Origin of the sequence: Pectobacterium araliae, assembly GCF_037076465.1 — a bacterium.
Lineage (GTDB): Bacteria > Pseudomonadota > Gammaproteobacteria > Enterobacterales > Enterobacteriaceae > Pectobacterium > Pectobacterium araliae.
In genome coordinates, this window is record NZ_AP028908.1 from 553,814 (window position 1) to 573,279 (window position 19,466).

Genomic DNA, 19,466 nt, shown 5'->3' on the forward strand with positions numbered 1-19,466 from the left:
CACCTATCATAAAGAATGGAGCTAAAACATGGCGTGGAATCAGCCCGGTAATAACGGACAAGACCGCGACCCGTGGGGGAGCAGCAGCAATAATGGCGGCAACTCTGGCGGAAATAATAATAAAGGTGGCCGAGATCAGGGGCCGCCGGATCTGGACGACATCTTCCGCAAGCTGAGTAAAAAACTCAGCGAGCTGGGTGGCGGAAAAGGTTCAGGCTCGAACAACAGCGGAAATTCTGGCGGCCCAGCACTGGGGGGCCGGATCGTCGGTATCGCTGCCGTCGCTGCGGTTGTCATCTGGGCTGCTACGGGTTTCTATACCATTAAGGAAGCGGAACGCGGTGTCGTCACGCGCTTTGGTAAGTTCAGCCATCTGGTTGGGCCGGGTCTTAACTGGAAACCCACCTTTATCGACTCAGTTCGCGCGGTGAACGTTGAATCGGTACGCGAACTGGCGACGTCGGGTGTGATGTTGACATCGGATGAAAACGTGGTGCGCGTTGAAATGAACGTACAGTATCGTGTCACTCAGCCTGAACAATACCTGTTCAGCGTAACCAATGCAGATGACAGCCTGCGTCAGGCGACTGACAGCGCGCTGCGAGGCGTGATTGGTAAGTACACGATGGACAAAATTTTGACGGAAGGCCGTACCATTGTGCGTACGGATACCCAGCGTGTACTGGAAGAAACGGTTCGTCCATACAACATGGGGATCACGCTGCTGGACGTCAACTTCCAGACCGCCCGTCCACCGGAAGAAGTGAAGGCCGCATTTGATGATGCCATTGCCGCGCGCGAAAACGAGCAGCAATATATTCGTGAAGCGGAAGCTTACGCGAATGAAGTGCAGCCGCGTGCCAACGGTCAGGCTCAGCGTATTCTGGAAGAGTCTCGCGCTTATAAAACCCGTACCGTTCTGGAAGCTCAAGGTGAAGTTGCCCGTTTTGCCCGAGTATTACCGGAATATAAAGCAGCACCGGAAATTACCCGCGAGCGTTTGTATATTGAAACGATGGAACGCGTGCTGAGCCATACTCGTAAAGTTCTGGTCAATGACAAAGGGAGTAACCTGATGGTACTACCGTTGGATCAGATGCTGCGTGGACAAGGCAGTGAAAATACGCAAAGCAACAGTAGTGCTAACCCACTGCGTTTGCCTGGCAACAGCAGCAGTGCGGCGAATAGCAACGCAACGCGCAGCAGTAACAATGGAAATATCATGGATCAGCGCAAAGCAAATGCGCAGCGTGATGACTTCACTCGAGTAGGGAGAGAATAATCGATGCGTAAGCCCTTACTATTTATCCTGATCCTGGTACTGATGGTGGTCTATGCGTCACTGTTTGTGGTGCAGGAAGGCCAGCGCGGCATTGTAATGCGTTTTGGTAAAGTACTGCGTGATGACGAAAACAAACCGCTGATTTATGCACCGGGATTGCAGTTCAAGGTTCCGTTTATCGACTCCGTGAAAATGCTGGATGCGCGTATCCAGACGATGGAAAATCAGGCTGACCGCTTCATCACGAAAGAGCAGAAAGACCTGATTGTCGATTCCTATCTCAAATGGCGTATCAGCGATTTCAGCCGCTACTATCTAGCTACGGGCGGTGGTGACATCTCTCAGGCTGAAGTGCTGCTGAAACGTAAATTCAGTGACCGTCTGCGTTCTGAGATTGGTCGTCTGGATGTAAAAGGCATTGTTACCGACTCACGTGGTCAACTGATGTCGGACGTGCGTGAAGCGCTGAATACCGGTACGGGTGAAACCACCGAGGCCGATAATGCGATTGCATCGGCTGCTGCGCGCGTTGAGAAAGAGACGACCAGCAACGAACCTCACATCAACCCTAACAGTATGGCTGCGCTGGGTATTGAAGTTATCGATGTGCGGATTAAACAAATCAACCTGCCAACTGAAGTGTCTGACGCTATTTATCAACGTATGCGTGCAGAGCGTGAAGCGGTAGCGCGTCGCCACCGTTCACAAGGTCAGGAAGAGGCTGAAAAGCTGAAAGCAACGGCAGATTATGAAGTAACTCGTACGCTGGCTGAAGCCGAGCGCCAAGGGCGAATCACCCGCGGTGAAGGGGATGCCGAAGCAGCGAAATTGTTTGCGAATGCATTCAGTGAAGACCCTGACTTCTACTCTTTCGTGCGTAGCCTGCGTGCGTATGAAAGTAGCTTCAGTAATAATCAGGACGTGATGGTTCTCAGCCCGGATAGTGACTTCTTCCGCTACATGAAATCACCGGAAAGCAGTATTGCACCGCGCCGTTGATCGCCATTAACTGACATCGTTATCAAGCCCGGGTTATTCTCCGGGCTTTTTTTTGCCGTTTTCTGGCAAAGATCATGTAAAGGGTTTAGTCCCGTTTGTGCTTTAAATGGGAAAAGAGGTAGTTATGAATTCAACGATTTGGCTGGCGCTCGGGCTGGTTTTGGTACTTGAAGGGCTGGGGCCGCTGCTGTTTCCCCGCCTCTGGCGACGGATGATTTTGGCTATGGCACAGTTGCCGGATACTATTTTACGCCGTTTTGGCGGCGGAATAGTCGTCGCAGGGTGCGTGATCTACTACATGTTGCGTAGCCGGATGGGTGGCTAAAATTAAGTGGAAAAATGTGCGCAATCGTGTGCTAAAAGTACTGAAAGCATCCAAATGAGATGGTAGAATCCTTTTTTAAGCAACCTGGTGATTCTTGAAATGGGTAAGAACGTCGTCGTACTGGGCACCCAATGGGGTGACGAAGGTAAAGGCAAGGTCGTTGACCTGCTGACTGAACGGGCTAAATATGTTGTGCGCTATCAGGGCGGACACAACGCTGGCCACACGCTGGTTATCAACGGTGAAAAAACCGTCCTTCATTTAATTCCTTCTGGCATTCTGCGTGAAAATGTCGTCAGCATCATCGGTAACGGTGTTGTGCTGGCACCTGACGCATTGATGAAAGAAATGACGGAGCTTGAAGCGCGTGGCGTCCCGGTACGCGAACGTCTGCTGCTTTCTGAAGCCTGTCCGTTAATCCTGCCTTATCACGTTGCGCTGGATAACGCGCGTGAAAAAGCGCGCGGTGCAAAAGCAATTGGTACGACGGGTCGTGGTATCGGTCCAGCGTATGAAGATAAAGTTGCACGCCGTGGCCTGCGCGTTGGCGATCTGTTTGATAAAAAAACGTTTGCCGTCAAACTGAAAGAAATTATCGAATACCATAACTTCCAACTGGTTAACTACTACAAAGTTGATGCTGTCGATTACCAGAAAGTGCTGGACGATGTGTTGGCGATCGCCGACATTCTGACTGCGATGGTGGTTGATGTTTCCGATTTGCTGCACAAAGCGCACCTGCGTGGCGATTTCGTCATGTTTGAAGGCGCACAGGGTACGCTGTTGGATATCGACCACGGTACATACCCGTATGTGACCTCTTCAAATACCACGGCGGGCGGCGTTGCTACCGGCTCTGGTCTGGGCCCACGTTATGTGGATTACGTGCTGGGTATCGTTAAAGCTTACTCTACCCGTGTAGGTGCAGGTCCCTTCCCGACTGAGCTGTTTGAGGAAGTTGGCGAGCATCTGTCTCAGAAAGGTAATGAGTTTGGTGCGACTACGGGGCGTCGTCGTCGTACTGGCTGGCTGGATGCGGTTGCCGTACGTCGTGCGGTACAGATCAACTCGCTGTCAGGTTTCTGCCTGACCAAGCTGGATGTTTTGGACGGCCTGAAAGAGATTAAGATCTGCGTAGGCTATCGTTTGCCGAATGGCACCGAAGTGGATACGACGCCGCTGGCTGCTGAGGGCTGGGAAGGTCTTGAGCCGATTTACGAAACTGTGCCGGGTTGGTCTGAAAGCACATTTGGCGTAAAAGATCACAGCAAGCTGCCGCAGGCTGCGCTGAATTACATCAAACGTATCGAAGAAGTTACGGGTGTGCCGATTGATATTATTTCTACCGGCCCAGATCGCAGTGAAACCATGGTATTGCGCGACCCGTTTGATGCTTAATTGCGCCATGCTTAATGCGTGATGCAAACACGAAAAAGGACGGGAATCCCGTCCTTTTTGCTATGTATCGTTTAAGTCTCGTAGAATGACGACGGCTTCTGAGTCGTTATTCTTGAGCCTCTTCCGCCTTCTGCGCTTTCTTCTTCAGACCATCCAGCAGCTTATTGTGGATGTTACTGAACCCGCCGTTGCTCATGACCAGGATGTGATCGCCTGGCTGTGCGGTCTTGACGATGTTCTCTATCAGCGTATCAATATCCGCGCTCCAGTGTGCGGGCTGTATGCAGGCTTCCGCGACTTCTACGACCTGCCACGGAATATGCGTCGGTTGGAAGAGGAAAACTTCATCGGCACGGGCTAATGACGGCGCGAGTTCGTTTTTGCTCATCCCCAATTTCATGGTGTTCGAACGGGGTTCCAGTACGGCCAAAATACGGGCTGTCCCCCCTACCTTGCTGCGTAATGCCGACAGCGTAGCCAGAATAGCAGTAGGGTGGTGTGCAAAATCGTCATACACCGCGACGCCATGTTCGGTGCCGCGTAATTCAAGGCGACGACGGGCGTTGATAAAACCACCGAGTGCGCGGCAGGCATCTTCGGGCAAGACGCCGACGTGGTGCGCAGCAGCGATGGCCATCAATCCGTTGTGCATGTTGTGTTCACCCACCAATTTCCAATGGACTTCACCGACAAGCTCGTTGTTCAGATACACTTGATATTGGCTGGCATCAATAGCCACTTTCTGTGCGCGCCACACGCCTTCTTCACCGACCAACTCCTGTTCACTCCAGCACCCCATTGCCATTACCTGTTTGAGGTTAAGATCATTGGTTGGTGAGATAATTTTCCCACTGCCTGGCACCAGTCGAACAAGATGGTGGAACTGTTTTTGAATGGCTTTCAGATCGTCAAAGATATCGGCGTGATCGAACTCAAGGTTGTTAAGCACCAGCGTTCTTGGGCAGTAATGGACGAACTTGGAACGTTTGTCGAAGAATGCGCAGTCGTACTCATCGGCTTCGAGCACCATGAACGGGCTGTCGCCCAACCGTGCGGAAACGGTGAAGTTGCCGGGAACGCCACCGATCACAAAGCCAGGCTGGTAGCCACAATCTTCCAGAATCCAGGTGACCATCCCCGCCGTGGTGGTTTTACCATGTGTCCCCGCGACGGCAATCACCCAGCGATCGCGTAGCACATAATCATGCAGCCACTGTGGGCCGGAAAAATAAGGTAACCCCTGTTCCAGTACGGCCTCGACGCACGGGTTGCCGCGCGACATCGCATTACCGATGATGACGAGATCGGGGGCGGGATCAAGTTGTGCTGGATCGTATCCCTGAATCAGAGTGATTCCCTGTTCTTCCAGTAAGGTACTCATGGGGGGATAAACATTCGCATCTGAGCCCGTGACGTCATGCCCCAGTGAGCGGGCGAGTAGGGCAAGGCCACCCATAAAGGTGCCGCAGATACCTAAAATATGAATACGCATACATTTTCCATCTTCGCAATGAGTCTGCGCCACATTCTAACGCTATGAATCCGCCATAAGAAATGGATTTGACTAGGTACTCACTTTCTCTTTGGGCTACACTGCATGCGCAAACGTTGGCGGTGCAGAAATGAAACCGCTTTTCATCCGTAGATTCTGGAATAGTGTTATGAAAACGTTAGGCGAATTTATCGTCGAAAAACAGCACGATTTCTCTCACGCCACAGGTGAGCTTACCGCGCTGCTGTCTGCTATTAAACTGGGTGCCAAGATTATTCACCGTGATATCAACAAAGCCGGTCTGGTTGATATCCTGGGAGCCAGTGGCGTTTCTAATGTTCAGGGCGAAGTGCAGATGAAGCTTGATCTGTATGCCAATGAAAAACTGAAAGCGGCATTAAAGGCGCGTGGTGAAGTGGCAGGTATTGCCTCTGAAGAAGAAGACGAGATCGTTATCTTTGAAGGCGATAAGGCGGAAAACGCTAAGTATGTGGTTCTGATGGACCCGCTGGACGGCTCGTCGAATATTGATGTAAACGTCTCTGTTGGTACGATTTTCTCTATTTATCGCCGTATTACCCCGCTGGGAACCTCTGTCACGGAAGCGGACTTCTTGCAGCCGGGTAGCCAGCAGGTTGCTGCGGGCTATATCGTTTACGGTTCTTCTACCATGCTGGTGTACACCACGGGTCATGGCGTTCACGCCTTTACCTACGATCCGTCGCTCGGCGTATTCTGCCTCTCGCATGAAAAAGTTTGCTTCCCGGAAAAAGGGAATATGTATTCCATCAACGAAGGGAACTACATTAAGTTTCCTGTCGGTGTGAAGAAGTACATAAAATACTGTCAGGAGCAGGATGAAGAGACGCAGCGTCCTTATACGTCGCGTTACATCGGTTCACTGGTCGCGGATTTCCATCGTAACCTGTTGAAAGGCGGGATTTACCTGTATCCGAGTACGGCGAGCTACCCGAAAGGTAAACTGCGTTTGCTGTACGAATGCAACCCGATGGCATTTCTGGCTGAACAGGCAGGCGGTAAGGCTAGCGATGGTAAAAACCGTATTCTGGATATCACGCCAGAGAAGTTGCATCAGCGCTCACCGTTCTTCGTAGGGACTGAGTCGATGGTTGATGACGTTGAACGTTTCATCCGTGAGTTCCCCGATGCCTAATTAATGCTGTCTCGTGTTGGTGGGTAACCTGCCAACGCGGGATGACTGCTTATGGCGTGCTATCCAGTACGCCATCTTTGTACGTCATCACTAGCGACCTTAAAAAATACTCTCCCCGTTTCTAAGACTGAGCCTCGAACCAGCTTTCCAGAATAATCACCGCAGAGGCAGCATCTACGCTACCTTTGTCCAGCGCTTTAAAGCCACCGCGTTCAAAAAGGTCGGCGCGAGCTTCTACGGTACTTAACCGTTCATCCTGTAGCGCAATGGCGACGCCAAAGCGACCATGCAGTCGGTTAGCAAATTTCCGCGCCCGTGCCGTCAACGGCTGTTCGGTGCCATCCATGTTGAGCGGCAGGCCGACGACGACCAGATCGGGCTGCCATTCTGACAACAGCTTCTCCACTTTTTGCCAGTCGGGGATACCTTCCTGCGCTTTGAATGATGTGAGTGCGCGTGCTGTACCGGTAATTTCCTGACCGATGGCGACGCCGATGCTTTTTGTTCCAAAATCAAAGGCAAGAAGAGTTCTGCTGGTCATCAAGCGTGTCCTGCTTCGGTAGAGATATTATGAATATCGATGCCCAGTTTTCTGGCTGCCGCCCGCCATCGTTCGGCAATCGGCGTGTGGAACAGAATATCTTTGTCGGCTGGCGTCGTCAGCCAGGCATTCTCCAACAGTTCTTCTTCCAGTTGGCCGTTTTCCCAGGCGGAATAGCCTAAGGCGACCAGCGTATTTTGGGGCTGATTAGGTGTACCTAACGTTTCCAGCACGTCTTTTGAGGTGGTGATCATGGTGTCCTCAGAAATACTGATGCTGGAACCGAAGCCTGAGCAGGGGGTATGTAAGATAAAACCGCGATCGTCCGCCAGTGGGCCGCCCATAAACACGGGTTTATCTAACCGGATAGCAGGATCGCGCGGCGTTGGGTCTATTTTTAGCTTTTTTAGCACGTTTTCTACTGAAAACTGATCCATCGGTTTGTTGATGATCAGTCCCATAGCTCCGTCTTCATTATGTTCGCAGATATAGACCACCGAACGTTTAAATACAGAGTCCTGTAGTGCTGGCATAGCAATGAGGAAGTGATGCTGTAAATTCATTGTGTATTTTTATCGATATCCGTCAGCGTTGGAGAAACGGCCCGTGTTGCGCGGGCCGGATAGCGTATTTGGTATTAACGGGTACGTGCGGCCAGACGTTTTTCAATCGCGTCCATTAGCATGCCGGTGATGGACACGTCTGGGTAAGCCGCTTCGATTTCACGCACGCAGGTCGGGCTGGTGACGTTAATTTCTGTCAGACGATCACCGATGATGTCCAGACCGACGAAAATCAGGCCTTTGGCTTTTAACGTCGGTGCGACGTCACGGGCGATTTTCCAGTCACTTTCGGTTAGCGGACGTGCTTCGCCACGACCACCGGCTGCCAGATTGCCGCGTGTCTCACCGCTTTTGGGAATACGTGCCAGGCAGTAAGGAACGGGTTCGCCATCGACCACCAGCACGCGCTTGTCGCCGTCTTTAATCTCAGGCAGGTAGTTTTGCGCCATGCAGTAGCGGCTGGCGTGTTCGGTCAGGGTCTCGATGATGACTGAGACGTTGGCGTCATCCTGCTTCAAACGGAAAATAGATGCGCCACCCATCCCGTCTAGCGGTTTGAGAATAACGTCGCCGTGTTTTTCATGGAACTGGCGCAGTTTGTCTGCACGACGCGTGACGAGCGTATCGGGTGTCAGATGCGGGAACCAGGCAGTGAACAGCTTTTCATTGCAATCGCGCAGGCTTTGCGGTTTGTTGACGATCAGCGTGCCTTTCTCTTCCGCACGTTCCAGAATATAGGTGGCGTAAATGAACTCCGTATCGAACGGCGGATCTTTACGCATCAGCACCACATCCAACTCTTCCAGCGCAATATCCTGCTCGCCAGAGAAATCATACCAGCCGTCGTAGTCGTACTGGACGCTCAGGCGACGCGTTGTGGCACGGGCGACACCTGCGTGCATATAGAGATCGTTCATCTCCATATAATGCAGTTCCCAACCACGGCGCTGTGCTTCCAGCAGCATGGCAAAGCTGGTGTCTTTCTTGATATTGATGGTGTCAATTGGGTCCATCACGATACCGAGTTTGATCATTCTTTTCTCCTTTACCCCAAATCGCCGAAACGTACCTGTAAGGCGGTCATGGCGGTGAGTGCAGTGGTTTCTGTGCGCAAGACGCGTGGCCCCAACAGGATATCAGTGAATCCGTGTTCTGAGGTCATGGTAATTTCACTGGCGGTGAGTCCGCCTTCCGGGCCGATCAGCAACCTAACCCGATCTACCGGCAGCGGTAGCGTATTGATACTCTGTGTAGCGCGTGGGTGCAGATTCAATTTCAGCGCGTTGTCTTGCTCCGCACACCAGGCATCCAGCGTCATCGCTGGCCGTACCAACGGCACACAGTTGCGGCCAGATTGTTCACAGGCAGCAACCGCGATTTTTTGCCACTGGCTAATTTTCTTCTCCATACGTTCTGCATCCAGTTTTACCCCACAGCGTTCAGACAGCAGCGGCGTAATCACATTGACGCCCAGCTCGATGGATTTCTGAATGGTAAATTCCATCTTCTCGCCGCGCGACATCACCTGTCCCAGATGCAAATGCAGGGGGGATTCTTTATCTTCCAACTTACCTGCTGTGACGCTAACGCGCACACTCTTTTTTCCCGCCGCGATAATTTCTGCATCAAAGACATGATTGCTGCCATCAAATAGCTGCAATGATTGACCCGTATTCATGCGTAACACGCGACCAACATGGTTGGCGGCATCGTCGCGTAGTTCGACTTCACCACCGTTAAGGGGAAGCGTCTCGGGATGAAAAATGCGTGGTACTCGCATACTGAATTAAGACCTTTGAATGAAAATTAACCGGCGTCGGAACGCCAGAAATAGGCAAAACCACCGTCATTGGACGGTGGTTGCATTGGAAACTGATTCGCTATAGTAGGTAGACGAATTAGCGCTGGCAAGCCTGTTGAACGTAGGGATTTGGGTTTCCCTGTTTTGCCGCGATACGTTGATTGCGGGTACATTCCCATTGCGTGACAGGGTACAGCTTATCCCAGGCTTCAAACAACTGAGTTTGTTGGCTAGAAAGGCGTAATTGATAGCGGTCGCGCATGTAGAAATAGGTACGTGCGATCTGGCCGCGGGCGCGAGTCGGTGGTTCTGCCAGATTATTTTTGAAATCGACCTTCATCTCGCATTGACCATATTGGGATGCGCCGCTGTTCCACTGGCCATACATGGCATTGCCGCGATCGCCGTTAACCTCACCGATAGCGGGTTGCAGGTTATGTAAATCGGTTTCCATCTCACGGTAAACCGGATCGCTGTTACAGTTCTTTCTGCCGCCATCCTGCCAGCACTGGCGCTGGTGGCCGAACTGCCAGGCGGGTACAACGTGCTCCCACTCAATGCGGCTGGCACGCTGTGCATTTTTTCTTACCTGATAACCGCAGGATTCCAGATCGGGTGTGCCTTTCTTGCCCTGCCACGTAATTTTGCAGCCGCAGTAGAACGACCCCGGCGCATCGCGATTAATGTTGACAGCGGCGGCTTTTGCCTGCGAAAAATTATTGATGTTTTGACTCTGCGCGATGGCCGAAAATAGACCCGCGCCAACGGCAGCGATAGCGAGAATTTTGCGTAGCATATTCCAAATAATCCACAGGCGGTAAAGTTGGCAGACTACCGGATGTCTTAGCGGCAAGCAAACGCAAAAGCAGTTTTTAAAACTGTAAATTCCCGTTTAAATAGAGCTTTTTACATCATGACGTAAGGTTTTCCCGCAACGGCGGCAGCGATATTCTGTTTCGCCACGTTGTACCCGATTGTGCCGACGAATCGTGAGCTCATGCTGTTGGCAATCGCACAGGTAAGTGAAGGTCTTCCCCTGCACGGAGTGCACCGCAAATCGATGTGTGCGTTTTGCCGGAACGTGCAGGACGCTTTCCATCATCCAACGCCACTCTTTACCGTGTGGTGCGACACGGCCAAAACGTGCGTAGACCAGCAGATGAGCCAATTCATGAGGAACGACTTCATCGATAAAAGCCTGCTGATTTTCCTGCAACAAAACGGGGTTCAGCCGGATTTCGCAGTGTTGTAGCCAAGCGGTTCCTGCGGTTGAACCGCGTTGCTGGTAATTTACTGCTGGCTCGGTGTAGTTCGTTTGCAAAGTGAGGTTGGCCTGCTGCAATTTATCACGCAGGCAGCGCATCACAGCCTGATGGCTGGCAATGGGAATTCGGGGAGTGTTCATTGCTGTGAGCATAAATTGAGTGGCAGGGAGACGCAATAGGGAAACTGGGGCGAAATATTCAGGGATTCAGAATGAGAAACGGCGAATTTTCATTCGCCGTTTGGTATTTATTGCATTGCCGGATTACAGACCGGCAGCTTCACGCAGCTGTGCGGCTTTATCCGTTTTTTCCCATGGGAAATGTTCACGGCCAAAGTGGCCATAGGCTGCCGTTTCCTGATAAATCGGATGCAGCAGATCCAGCATCTGGATTAAGCCGTAAGGACGCAGATCGAAGAATTCGCGCACCAGCAGCGTCAGTTGCTCGGTGGACACTTTCTCTGTGCCGAAGGTTTCGATCATGATGGATGTCGGTTCCGCTACGCCAATCGCGTAGGACACCTGAATCTCGCAGCGATCGGCCAGGCCAGCCGCGACGATGTTTTTGGCGACATAACGCGCAGCATAGGCAGCAGAACGGTCTACTTTAGAAGGGTCCTTACCGGAGAACGCACCGCCACCGTGGCGAGCGGCACCGCCGTAGGTATCAACGATGATTTTACGACCGGTCAGACCGCAATCACCCATTGGGCCGCCGATAACAAAGCGCCCTGTTGGGTTGATGAAATATTTGGTACTGGCAGACAGCCACTCTGCTGGCAGAACCGGTTTAATGATCTCTTCCATCACCGCTTCATGCAGATCTTTCTGGCTAATGTCTTCTGAATGCTGGGTAGACAGCACCACGGCATCAATACCGGCAATCTTGCCATCGTCGTACAGGAACGTAACCTGGCTTTTCGCATCCGGGCGCAACCACGGCAGAGAACCGCTCTTGCGAACCTCTGACTGGCGCTGAACCAGACGGTGTGCATAAGTCACGGGGGCTGGCATCAGTACGTCGGTTTCGTTGGTCGCGTAGCCGAACATCAGACCTTGGTCACCCGCGCCTTGTTCCAGCGGATCGCGGCGGTCAACACCCTGATTGATGTCAGGAGATTGCTTGCCAATGGCATTCAACACGGCACAAGAGTTGGCATCAAAGCCCATTTCAGAATTGACATAACCGATGTCACGCACGGTGCGACGGGTAATTTCTTCGATATCGACCCAGGCACTGGTAGTGATTTCACCACCGACTAACACCATTCCGGTCTTTACATAGGTCTCACAAGCGACACGCGCTTTTGGATCTTGCTCCAGAATGGCGTCGAGAACCGCATCTGAAATCTGGTCAGCAATTTTATCAGGATGTCCTTCAGAGACTGACTCGGACGTAAAAAGGTGTTTAGCCATGAATTTCTTTACCTTCAAATCAAAGCCGCTAAGCAATGTATCGGTTAATCGGTATAGACGGATTAACATCTGGATGGCTATTCTAGGTCACCTTTTGGTCTCAGTGCCAGTAGTTTTTCGTGTTAGCTCGCCATCACATTTAAACATCGGCCGTTTTTTCTTTTACAAGAGATGACTGGCGATAATTTTCATTTTGCTTTTCCGGCAGCATCTCTGTATAAACGCGCGAGCGGTAACGGTAATCTAGCCCGCAACATCTTGAATTTCTCATTGATAGCTGACCGCATGACTGCGGCGCGCGTGGAGGTGATTGGATTAATGATCCGTTGTTTACTGAGTGTATTGCCTTCGCAATACGTCCCTTTTGACGCTATCGCGTCAGCGACTCAACCCTTCTTTTCCGTATCCAGACGTAGCCTGTCGTTAAATTCAACACAGGACTCCAGGGCTGGTTAATCTGCCTGTTATTCTTTCTGCCAGAAGCGTTTAACGACTTTCTGGTCACGTTCGCCCGGTGGTTTTCACAACGAGTTTTTTCGACCCGTAACACGGAGCCTGACAACGTGTTTTACACTAATAAGAGTAATAAAGTGACGGCATACTTTACCAGGCCGGTTTTTTCACTGTCGACGCCGCATGTTGCAGGTATGCTTATGTGGGCTGTTTATTCAGGTACTGATGTGATTAGCAGTATAGAAAAAGAAGAGGTTCGTTATGTCTGACGACATGATTCATCACGGCTCGTCAGCGACGGGTAAACATGAAAATTTGCGCTCTATGCAGGAGGTTGCCATGAATGACCGTAATGCCAGCGAAATGCTTCGTACCTATAATATTGCCTGGTGGGGCAATAATTATTATGACGTCAATGAATTAGGACACATTAGCGTGTGCCCGGACCCCGACGTACCAGAAGCTCGCGTCGATCTGGCCAGATTGGTCAAAGATATGCAGAAAGAGAACCATCAGCGCCTTCCTGCGCTGTTCTGCTTTCCGCAAATCCTTCAGCATCGCCTGCGTTCTATCAACGCTGCGTTTAAACAGGCTCGCGAATCGTTTGGCTATGAAGGCGGCTATTTTCTGGTTTACCCGATCAAGGTTAACCAGCATCGTCGCGTCATTGAGTCATTGGCTAATTCCGGTGAGCCGCTGGGCCTTGAGGCTGGCTCAAAAGCGGAACTGATGGCGGTACTGGGCCATGCGGGCATGACGCGCACGGTGATTGTGTGTAACGGCTACAAAGACCGTGAATACATCCGTTTGGCATTGATCGGCGAAAAACTCGGTCACAAGGTTTATCTGGTCATCGAGAAGATGTCCGAAATCCGGCTGGTGCTGGAAGAGGCTGAGCGTTTGAATGTGGTGCCGCGCCTCGGCGTTCGCGCGCGTCTCGCCTCTCAGGGCTCGGGTAAATGGCAATCCAGCGGTGGCGAAAAATCCAAATTTGGTCTGGCGGCGGTTCAGGTGCTGCAACTGGTTGAGATGCTGCGCGAGGCTGGGAAGTTGGATAGCCTGCAATTGCTGCATTTCCATTTGGGATCGCAACTGGCGAATATCCGTGATATCGCGACGGGTGTGCGCGAATCTGCGCGTTTCTATGTTGAGTTGCATAAACTGGGCGTAAATATCCAGTGCTTTGATGTTGGTGGCGGCTTGGGCGTTGATTATGAAGGAACCCGTTCCCAGTCCGACTGCTCAGTCAACTATGGTCTGAATGAGTACGCCAACAACGTGATCTGGGGCATCGGCGATGCCTGTAATGAGCACGGTTTGCCGCATCCGACGGTCATCACCGAATCTGGTCGTGCGGTCACTGCGCATCATACTGTGTTGGTTTCCAATATTATCGGGGTTGAACGTAACGAATTCAGCGAACCTACCGAGCCGGAAGAAGACGCGCCGCGTGCGTTGGAGAGCCTGTGGTCAACCTGGAAAGAAATCAAGCAGCCGGGGAAACGTCGTTCGCTGCGTGAGTGGCTACATGACAGCCAAATGGACTTGCATGATGTGCACACCCAGTACACGCACGGCATGTTGGACCTGACACAGCGTGCAAAAGCAGAGCAGCTTTATCTGAGCATCTGTCAGATGATTCAGGAACAGTTGGATCCGAGTAACCGTGCGCATCGGCCGGTGATTGATGAATTACAGGAACGCATGGCTGACAAATTGTATGTCAACTTCTCGCTGTTCCAATCCATGCCGGATGCATGGGGGATCGATCAACTGTTCCCCGTCATGCCGTTGGAAGGGCTAAACAAGCCGCCTGAGCGTCGTGCTGTCCTGCTTGATATCACCTGTGACTCAGATGGCACGATCGATCATTATGTTGATGGTGATGGAATCGCGACAACGATGCCAATGCCGCCTTACGATCCAGAAAACCCGCCGTTGCTGGGCTTCTTTATGGTCGGTGCCTATCAGGAAATTCTGGGTAACATGCATAATCTGTTTGGCGATACGTCGACCGTCGATGTGTTTGTCTTCCAAGACGGCACCGTTGAGATTGAAGAGTCTGATGAAGGGAATACAGTTGCCGATATGCTGGAATATGTGCAGCTTGACCCCAAAGTGCTGATGACGCGTTTCCGCGATCAGGTTAAAGAAACCGACCTTGATGCTGAACTTCAGGCGCAGTTCCTGGAAGAATTTGAAACCGGGCTGTATGGCTATACTTATTTGGAAGATGAGTAAGTGTAATGGCTTGAGTGAAAAGGGATGCGAGTGAGCATCCCTTTTTTTCGCCTGCGATCAGATAAGCGAATGGCCCATATTGATATCGGTTGCTGGTTTTGGAAGGGAATCAAATTCTTCAATGACGCTGTCTTTGAAGATAATTTTAGCAATAAGCAGTAGAGAGTTTTTATCCTGAACGCCATATTTATTCAGTAATCTTGATTTGCTGTTCAGTACTGATTTCTTATTTAACCCGATAAGATCGGCAATCGTTTCTGCTGAGTAACCCGCACTCCAATACTGAAATACGGCATATTCAGATTTCGATAGCCTGACGGGGCTGAATAGGCGACGATCGTGATGGTGAACGAAGTCGAGCAATTTATAAAAAGAATTAATGTGTGCTGATTTGGAAATAAGAATCGTTTTTTCGTCAATACACACAGGTGGGTGATTGGGGGAATTATTGATGATAATGAACGATGACGCCATATTATAAAAGTGGGTTCTTATCGACTCATAGTATTCTTCAAAGCCCTCGCTGCTACCGTCAATGATGAAAATACATTTTTTCTTTCCTTGTTGTAGCGTAAACCTGTTGACAGGTTTTATCGAGAGCATGGGAATACTCGATAGGATTTCCCGTAATCCTACCGTGGTAAAATTGCATTTACTGAAAATTCTCACATCCATGATTTTTAACACATATGAGTTTATTGTCTGAAAGTGGTCACAAACCAATAATCGTTGCTGATGTTGTCCAGTTATTAAGAAATCGCGATCCTGAAGAGTCTTGCATCGCTAAAAGGTAGAGCCTCGAGATAAATCAGTGGAAGCAATAACTGATTTCATCATCTATCTCTATGATCAAACTGGAAAAATTCTTATCGGTGTAACATAGTATGCTTGATTTACTGGTTTATTTCTATCTTTAAATACATAGGGTTATCCCATCCCTCCTGCTATTGTGGCGTGAGTCTCTGCGTTAATCGTGGCGCCTGCTTATCCTCTGTTGCTGCATTTGCTTTCTTTTGCTTTCCAGTATCTGGAAATCTGACGAGCATCGTTTCTTAAAAAGAGAACGGAACAGTAATATGATTGTAAATAGCTATCTATTTATATTTATTAATTCTTAAATCCTATCATAATGAGGATCGAAACAATTAGAGGTTGCTGTTATCCAGCAGCTTACAGGGAATACGGCGGGGATGATAGTGGTCGGATGACTAACGGGCAATTGAGATCTTTTCAATTGCCCGGGTACATATTTTTTGCGGGTAATCAGCGAGTGTGATTACTTCTCGGTAGCGATACGCTCACGAATGTGTTTGGCACGTCCTTCAGAGGAAGGATGGGAATCAAACATACTGCTCTCACGACCGGCATCCAGTTTAGCGAGTTTCTCAAAGCTGGTTGCCAGACCTTCCAGCTTGACGCCGCGTTTCTTCAGTAAATCAAAGGAATAGTCATCAGCCTGACTTTCCTGAGATTGAGAGAATTGGGAATTAACCAGTTCTTCTCCCAGATCGGCGAGTTGAGATTGTGACAATGATGCCGCTACGCCGCCAGCAGAGGCAACCGCAGTACGTGCGGCAGTCGCTGCATAGGCAACCTGCATTGCTTTACGAGAGTGACCCAGCGCGACGTGACCCATTTCGTGGCCGAGAACACCTTCCACTTCATTGTCGTTCATCATATCCATCAAGCCGCTGTATACACGGATGCAACCGTTCGCCATTGCCCAAGCGTTAACGTCTTTTGTCAGATAAACCTTATAGTTGGCTGGTGTGCCATTGATATCATGACCCAATGCATTTGCAATTTTATTCAGCCGCTGTGTGTATTTGCTGTCAGCAGGGGCAATCTTTGCTTCTTTGTCCATTTGCTGACAGGACTGATCGCTGAGGGATTTAACATCAGCATCGCTGAGCGTTGCTGCCTGAAAAGCCTGTGCGCCGGATTGCATTAAGGTACTGGTGTTTAAGTTCTGGCAGCCGGTCAGCAAGGTTGCGACACACAGAGCCAGTACAGAAGAACGAATAGCCATAAAAATCATCTCCATACGATTAATGTTTATTTTTTAATACCAAAAAAGCGGCTATAAGATACCCGAAAACGACACCGATAAATAGAGCGGAAAATCTGATTTGTCTGCTTTCCGATATCGTCGTCGACAATGAGTGTTGTTTTGGGGCGTTCCAAAAAGGTGCGGTTGATAAAGGTGAAGCCACTGGAAAACAGGGCGTATGGCGCTGTAATCAGCTACACAATTGGCAAAAGGACCACGATTGATTCGTTAGCTGATAAATCCCTGTTTTTTACTCACGGTTCCATGTGCATTCGCTGCATTTTTCATGTACATTTGTAATCATATTCATTTTGTCACTTCTGTTTAACGCATTGATTAGTATGAGTTATTCAGGAAGGTATTCGTTCAATCCGATCTGGAGTCAAGCATGTCCTCTCGTAAAGAACTTGCCAATGCTATCCGTGCGCTGAGCATGGATGGGGTGCAGAAAGCCAAATCCGGTCACCCGGGCGCACCAATGGGCATGGCCGATATCGCCGAAGTGCTGTGGCGCGACTATCTTAACCATAATCCGGCCAACCCTAACTGGGCCAATCGTGACCGCTTCGTACTGTCCAACGGCCACGCGTCTATGCTGATTTACAGCCTGCTGCACCTCTCCGGCTACGACCTGCCGATTGAAGAACTGAAAAACTTCCGTCAGTTGCATTCCAAAACTCCAGGCCACCCGGAATACGGCTACACCGCGGGTGTTGAAACCACCACCGGCCCGCTGGGTCAGGGCATTGCCAACGCGGTCGGTATGGCGATTGCCGAGCGCACGCTGGCCGCGCAGTTCAACCGTCCAGGCCACGAGATTGTTAACCATCACACCTACACCTTCCTCGGTGACGGCTGCATGATGGAAGGGATTTCCCACGAGGTCTGCTCGCTGGCAGGTACCATGAAGCTCGGCAAACTGACCGCGTTTTATGATGACAACGGCATTTCCATCGACGGCCATGTTGAAGGCTGGTTTACCGACGATACCGCCGCTCGCTTTGAAGCCTACGGCTGGCACGTAGTACGCGGCGTGGACGGTCACGATGCGGACGCCATCAAACGCGCCATCGGCGAAGCCCAACTGGTAACCGACAAACCGTCGCTGCTGATGTGCAAAACCGTGATTGGTTTTGGTTCACCGAACAAGGCCGGTACGCACGATTCCCACGGTGCACCGTTGGGTGAGGCGGAAGTGGCGGCTTCCCGAGAACAACTGGGCTGGACGCACGCGCCGTTTGAGATCCCTGCTGATATCTATGCCGCCTGGGATGCCAAACCGGCCGGTCAGCGTAAGGAAGCGGCCTGGGACGAGGCATTTGCCGCCTATTCCAGCGCGTACCCCGAACTGGCCGCTGAGTTCAAACGCCGCACCGGCGGTGAACTGCCGACCAACTGGCAGGCAGACGCACAGAAATTTATCGACGATTTGCAGGCCAATCCGGCGAAAATCGCCAGCCGTAAAGCCTCACAGAACGCGCTGGAAGCTTACGGCAAACTGCTGCCGGAATTCTTGGGCGGCTCTGCCGACTTGGCACCAAGCAACCTGACCATCTGGTCCGGCTCGGTGTCGCTGGATAAAGATCACGCGGGTAACTATATCCACTACGGCGTACGTGAATTCGGTATGACGGCGATTGCCAACGGGATTGCGCTGCACGGTGGCTTTGTGCCGTACACCGCGACCTTCCTGATGTTTGTGGAATACGCGCGTAATGCTGTACGTATGGCCGCGCTGATGAAAATCCGCAGCATCTACGTTTACACCCACGACTCCATCGGTCTGGGCGAAGACGGCCCGACCCACCAGCCGGTTGAACAGCTGGCGAGCCTGCGCGTGACGCCAAACATGAGCAACTGGCGTCCGGCGGATCAGGTAGAAACGGCGGTGGCGTGGAAATATGCCATTGAGCGTCAGGATGGCCCGACGTCGCTGATCCTGTCGCGTCAGAATCTGGCGCAGCAACCGCGTACCGCTGAACAACTGGCGAACGTGGCAAAAGGCGGCTACGTGCTGAAAGACAGCGACGGCCAGCCTGAGCTGATCCTGATTGCCACCGGTTCTGAAGTTGAACTGGCTGTCGGTGCGTATGACAAACTGACTGCCGCAGGCCGCAAGGTGCGCGTGGTGTCGATGCCGTCAACGGATGCGTTCGACAAGCAGGATGCAGCCTACCGTGAAGCGGTGCTGCCGAAAGCGGTCTCGGCGCGCGTAGCGATTGAAGCGGGCATTGCAGACTACTGGTTCAAGTACGTCGGCCTGAACGGCGCGATTGTCGGTATGACAAGCTTCGGCGAATCGGCTCCGGCTGAATTGCTGTTCGAAGAATTCGGCTTCACTGTCGATAACGTCGTTGAAAAAGCGCAGGCGCTGCTGAAGTAATTACGCTACGTTAACCCCGATATAAGAAGCCGTCAGCTAATGCTGGCGGCTTTTTTTCGTCTTTAATTTGCCCCATTGTTCCGT

The 19,466-nt window shown here is 51.2% G+C and carries 17 protein-coding genes; 7 read left to right on the top strand and 10 right to left on the bottom strand.

Annotation, left to right across the window (positions count from 1 at the left end; genetic code table 11):
• Positions 1-28: 28 nt before the first annotated feature.
• The 4 genes from hflK to AACH44_RS02545 all read left to right on the top strand — a co-directional run bounded on the left by hflK (position 29) and on the right by AACH44_RS02545 (position 4,004).
• A complete protein-coding gene (gene hflK / locus AACH44_RS02530) occupies positions 29-1,282 on the top strand; it encodes an FtsH protease activity modulator HflK (protein WP_261848955.1) in 1,254 nt (417 codons plus the stop codon).
• Positions 1,283-1,285: 3 nt separating this feature from the next.
• Positions 1,286-2,281 (top strand): protease modulator HflC, encoded by a 996-nt coding sequence (gene hflC / locus AACH44_RS02535; protein WP_107170088.1) that lies wholly within the window; start codon positions 1,286-1,288, stop codon positions 2,279-2,281.
• Positions 2,282-2,405: 124 nt separating this feature from the next.
• Entirely contained in the window at positions 2,406-2,606 is a 201-nt protein-coding gene (locus AACH44_RS02540; protein WP_261848956.1) for a DUF2065 domain-containing protein, read from the top strand.
• Between the two features lie 99 nt (positions 2,607-2,705).
• Positions 2,706-4,004 carry an adenylosuccinate synthase gene (locus tag AACH44_RS02545; RefSeq protein WP_261848957.1) on the top strand — a complete coding sequence of 433 codons (1,299 nt, stop codon included), beginning with the start codon at positions 2,706-2,708 and terminating at the stop codon, positions 4,002-4,004.
• A gap of 106 nt (positions 4,005-4,110) precedes the next feature.
• Here the strand turns inward: AACH44_RS02545 and mpl are convergent, their stop codons facing one another.
• On the bottom strand, positions 4,111-5,496 hold the full coding sequence (gene mpl, locus AACH44_RS02550) for a UDP-N-acetylmuramate:L-alanyl-gamma-D-glutamyl-meso-diaminopimelate ligase (protein WP_261848958.1): 1,386 nt from the start codon (positions 5,494-5,496) through the stop codon (positions 4,111-4,113).
• Between the two features lie 169 nt (positions 5,497-5,665).
• Between mpl and fbp the strand changes: the two genes are divergently transcribed.
• Positions 5,666-6,670 (top strand): class 1 fructose-bisphosphatase, encoded by a 1,005-nt coding sequence (gene fbp / locus AACH44_RS02555; RefSeq protein ID WP_107170090.1) that lies wholly within the window; start codon positions 5,666-5,668, stop codon positions 6,668-6,670.
• Between the two features lie 121 nt (positions 6,671-6,791).
• On the opposite strand, the gene ruvX is transcribed toward fbp, so the two are convergent.
• The 7 genes from ruvX to metK form a co-directional block, all read right to left on the bottom strand.
• Positions 6,792-7,211 (bottom strand): Holliday junction resolvase RuvX, encoded by a 420-nt coding sequence (gene ruvX / locus AACH44_RS02560; RefSeq protein ID WP_261848959.1) that lies wholly within the window; start codon positions 7,209-7,211, stop codon positions 6,792-6,794.
• Complete coding sequence (locus AACH44_RS02565) at positions 7,211-7,774, bottom strand: YqgE/AlgH family protein (RefSeq protein WP_261848960.1); 564 nt, start codon at positions 7,772-7,774, stop codon at positions 7,211-7,213. Before AACH44_RS02565 ends, ruvX begins: the two co-directional genes overlap by 1 nt.
• Before the next feature lie 74 nt (positions 7,775-7,848).
• Positions 7,849-8,808: a glutathione synthase gene (gene gshB / locus AACH44_RS02570; protein WP_261848961.1), complete on the bottom strand. Its 960-nt coding sequence runs from the start codon at positions 8,806-8,808 to the stop codon at positions 7,849-7,851.
• Positions 8,809-8,819: 11 nt separating this feature from the next.
• Positions 8,820-9,554, bottom strand: coding sequence for a 16S rRNA (uracil(1498)-N(3))-methyltransferase (rsmE, locus tag AACH44_RS02575; RefSeq protein ID WP_261848962.1), 735 nt, complete (start codon positions 9,552-9,554; stop codon positions 8,820-8,822).
• A 118-nt stretch (positions 9,555-9,672) separates the two neighbouring features.
• On the bottom strand, positions 9,673-10,371 hold the full coding sequence (endA, locus tag AACH44_RS02580; protein ID WP_261848963.1) for a deoxyribonuclease I: 699 nt from the start codon (positions 10,369-10,371) through the stop codon (positions 9,673-9,675).
• A 96-nt stretch (positions 10,372-10,467) separates the two neighbouring features.
• The gene (locus AACH44_RS02585; protein WP_338659491.1) at positions 10,468-10,980 is read right to left on the bottom strand and encodes a SprT family zinc-dependent metalloprotease; all 513 of its coding nucleotides are present in this window, start codon (positions 10,978-10,980) and stop codon (positions 10,468-10,470) included.
• A gap of 123 nt (positions 10,981-11,103) precedes the next feature.
• A complete protein-coding gene (gene metK, locus AACH44_RS02590) occupies positions 11,104-12,255 on the bottom strand; it encodes a methionine adenosyltransferase (RefSeq protein ID WP_261848965.1) in 1,152 nt (383 codons plus the stop codon).
• 714 nt (positions 12,256-12,969) lie between these two features.
• Between metK and speA the strand changes: the two genes are divergently transcribed.
• Positions 12,970-14,949, top strand: a complete 1,980-nt coding sequence (speA, locus tag AACH44_RS02595; RefSeq protein WP_261848966.1) for a biosynthetic arginine decarboxylase — start codon at positions 12,970-12,972, stop codon at positions 14,947-14,949.
• 57 nt (positions 14,950-15,006) lie between these two features.
• Here speA and AACH44_RS02600 read toward each other — a convergent pair whose 3' ends face one another.
• Positions 15,007-15,552 (bottom strand): helix-turn-helix transcriptional regulator, encoded by a 546-nt coding sequence (locus tag AACH44_RS02600; protein WP_107169243.1) that lies wholly within the window; start codon positions 15,550-15,552, stop codon positions 15,007-15,009.
• A gap of 673 nt (positions 15,553-16,225) precedes the next feature.
• The gene (locus tag AACH44_RS02605; RefSeq protein ID WP_261848967.1) at positions 16,226-16,978 is read right to left on the bottom strand and encodes a M48 family metalloprotease; all 753 of its coding nucleotides are present in this window, start codon (positions 16,976-16,978) and stop codon (positions 16,226-16,228) included.
• Positions 16,979-17,387: 409 nt separating this feature from the next.
• Between AACH44_RS02605 and tkt the strand changes: the two genes are divergently transcribed.
• Positions 17,388-19,382 carry a transketolase gene (gene tkt / locus AACH44_RS02610; protein ID WP_261848968.1) on the top strand — a complete coding sequence of 665 codons (1,995 nt, stop codon included), beginning with the start codon at positions 17,388-17,390 and terminating at the stop codon, positions 19,380-19,382.
• Positions 19,383-19,466: the final 84 nt, after the last annotated feature.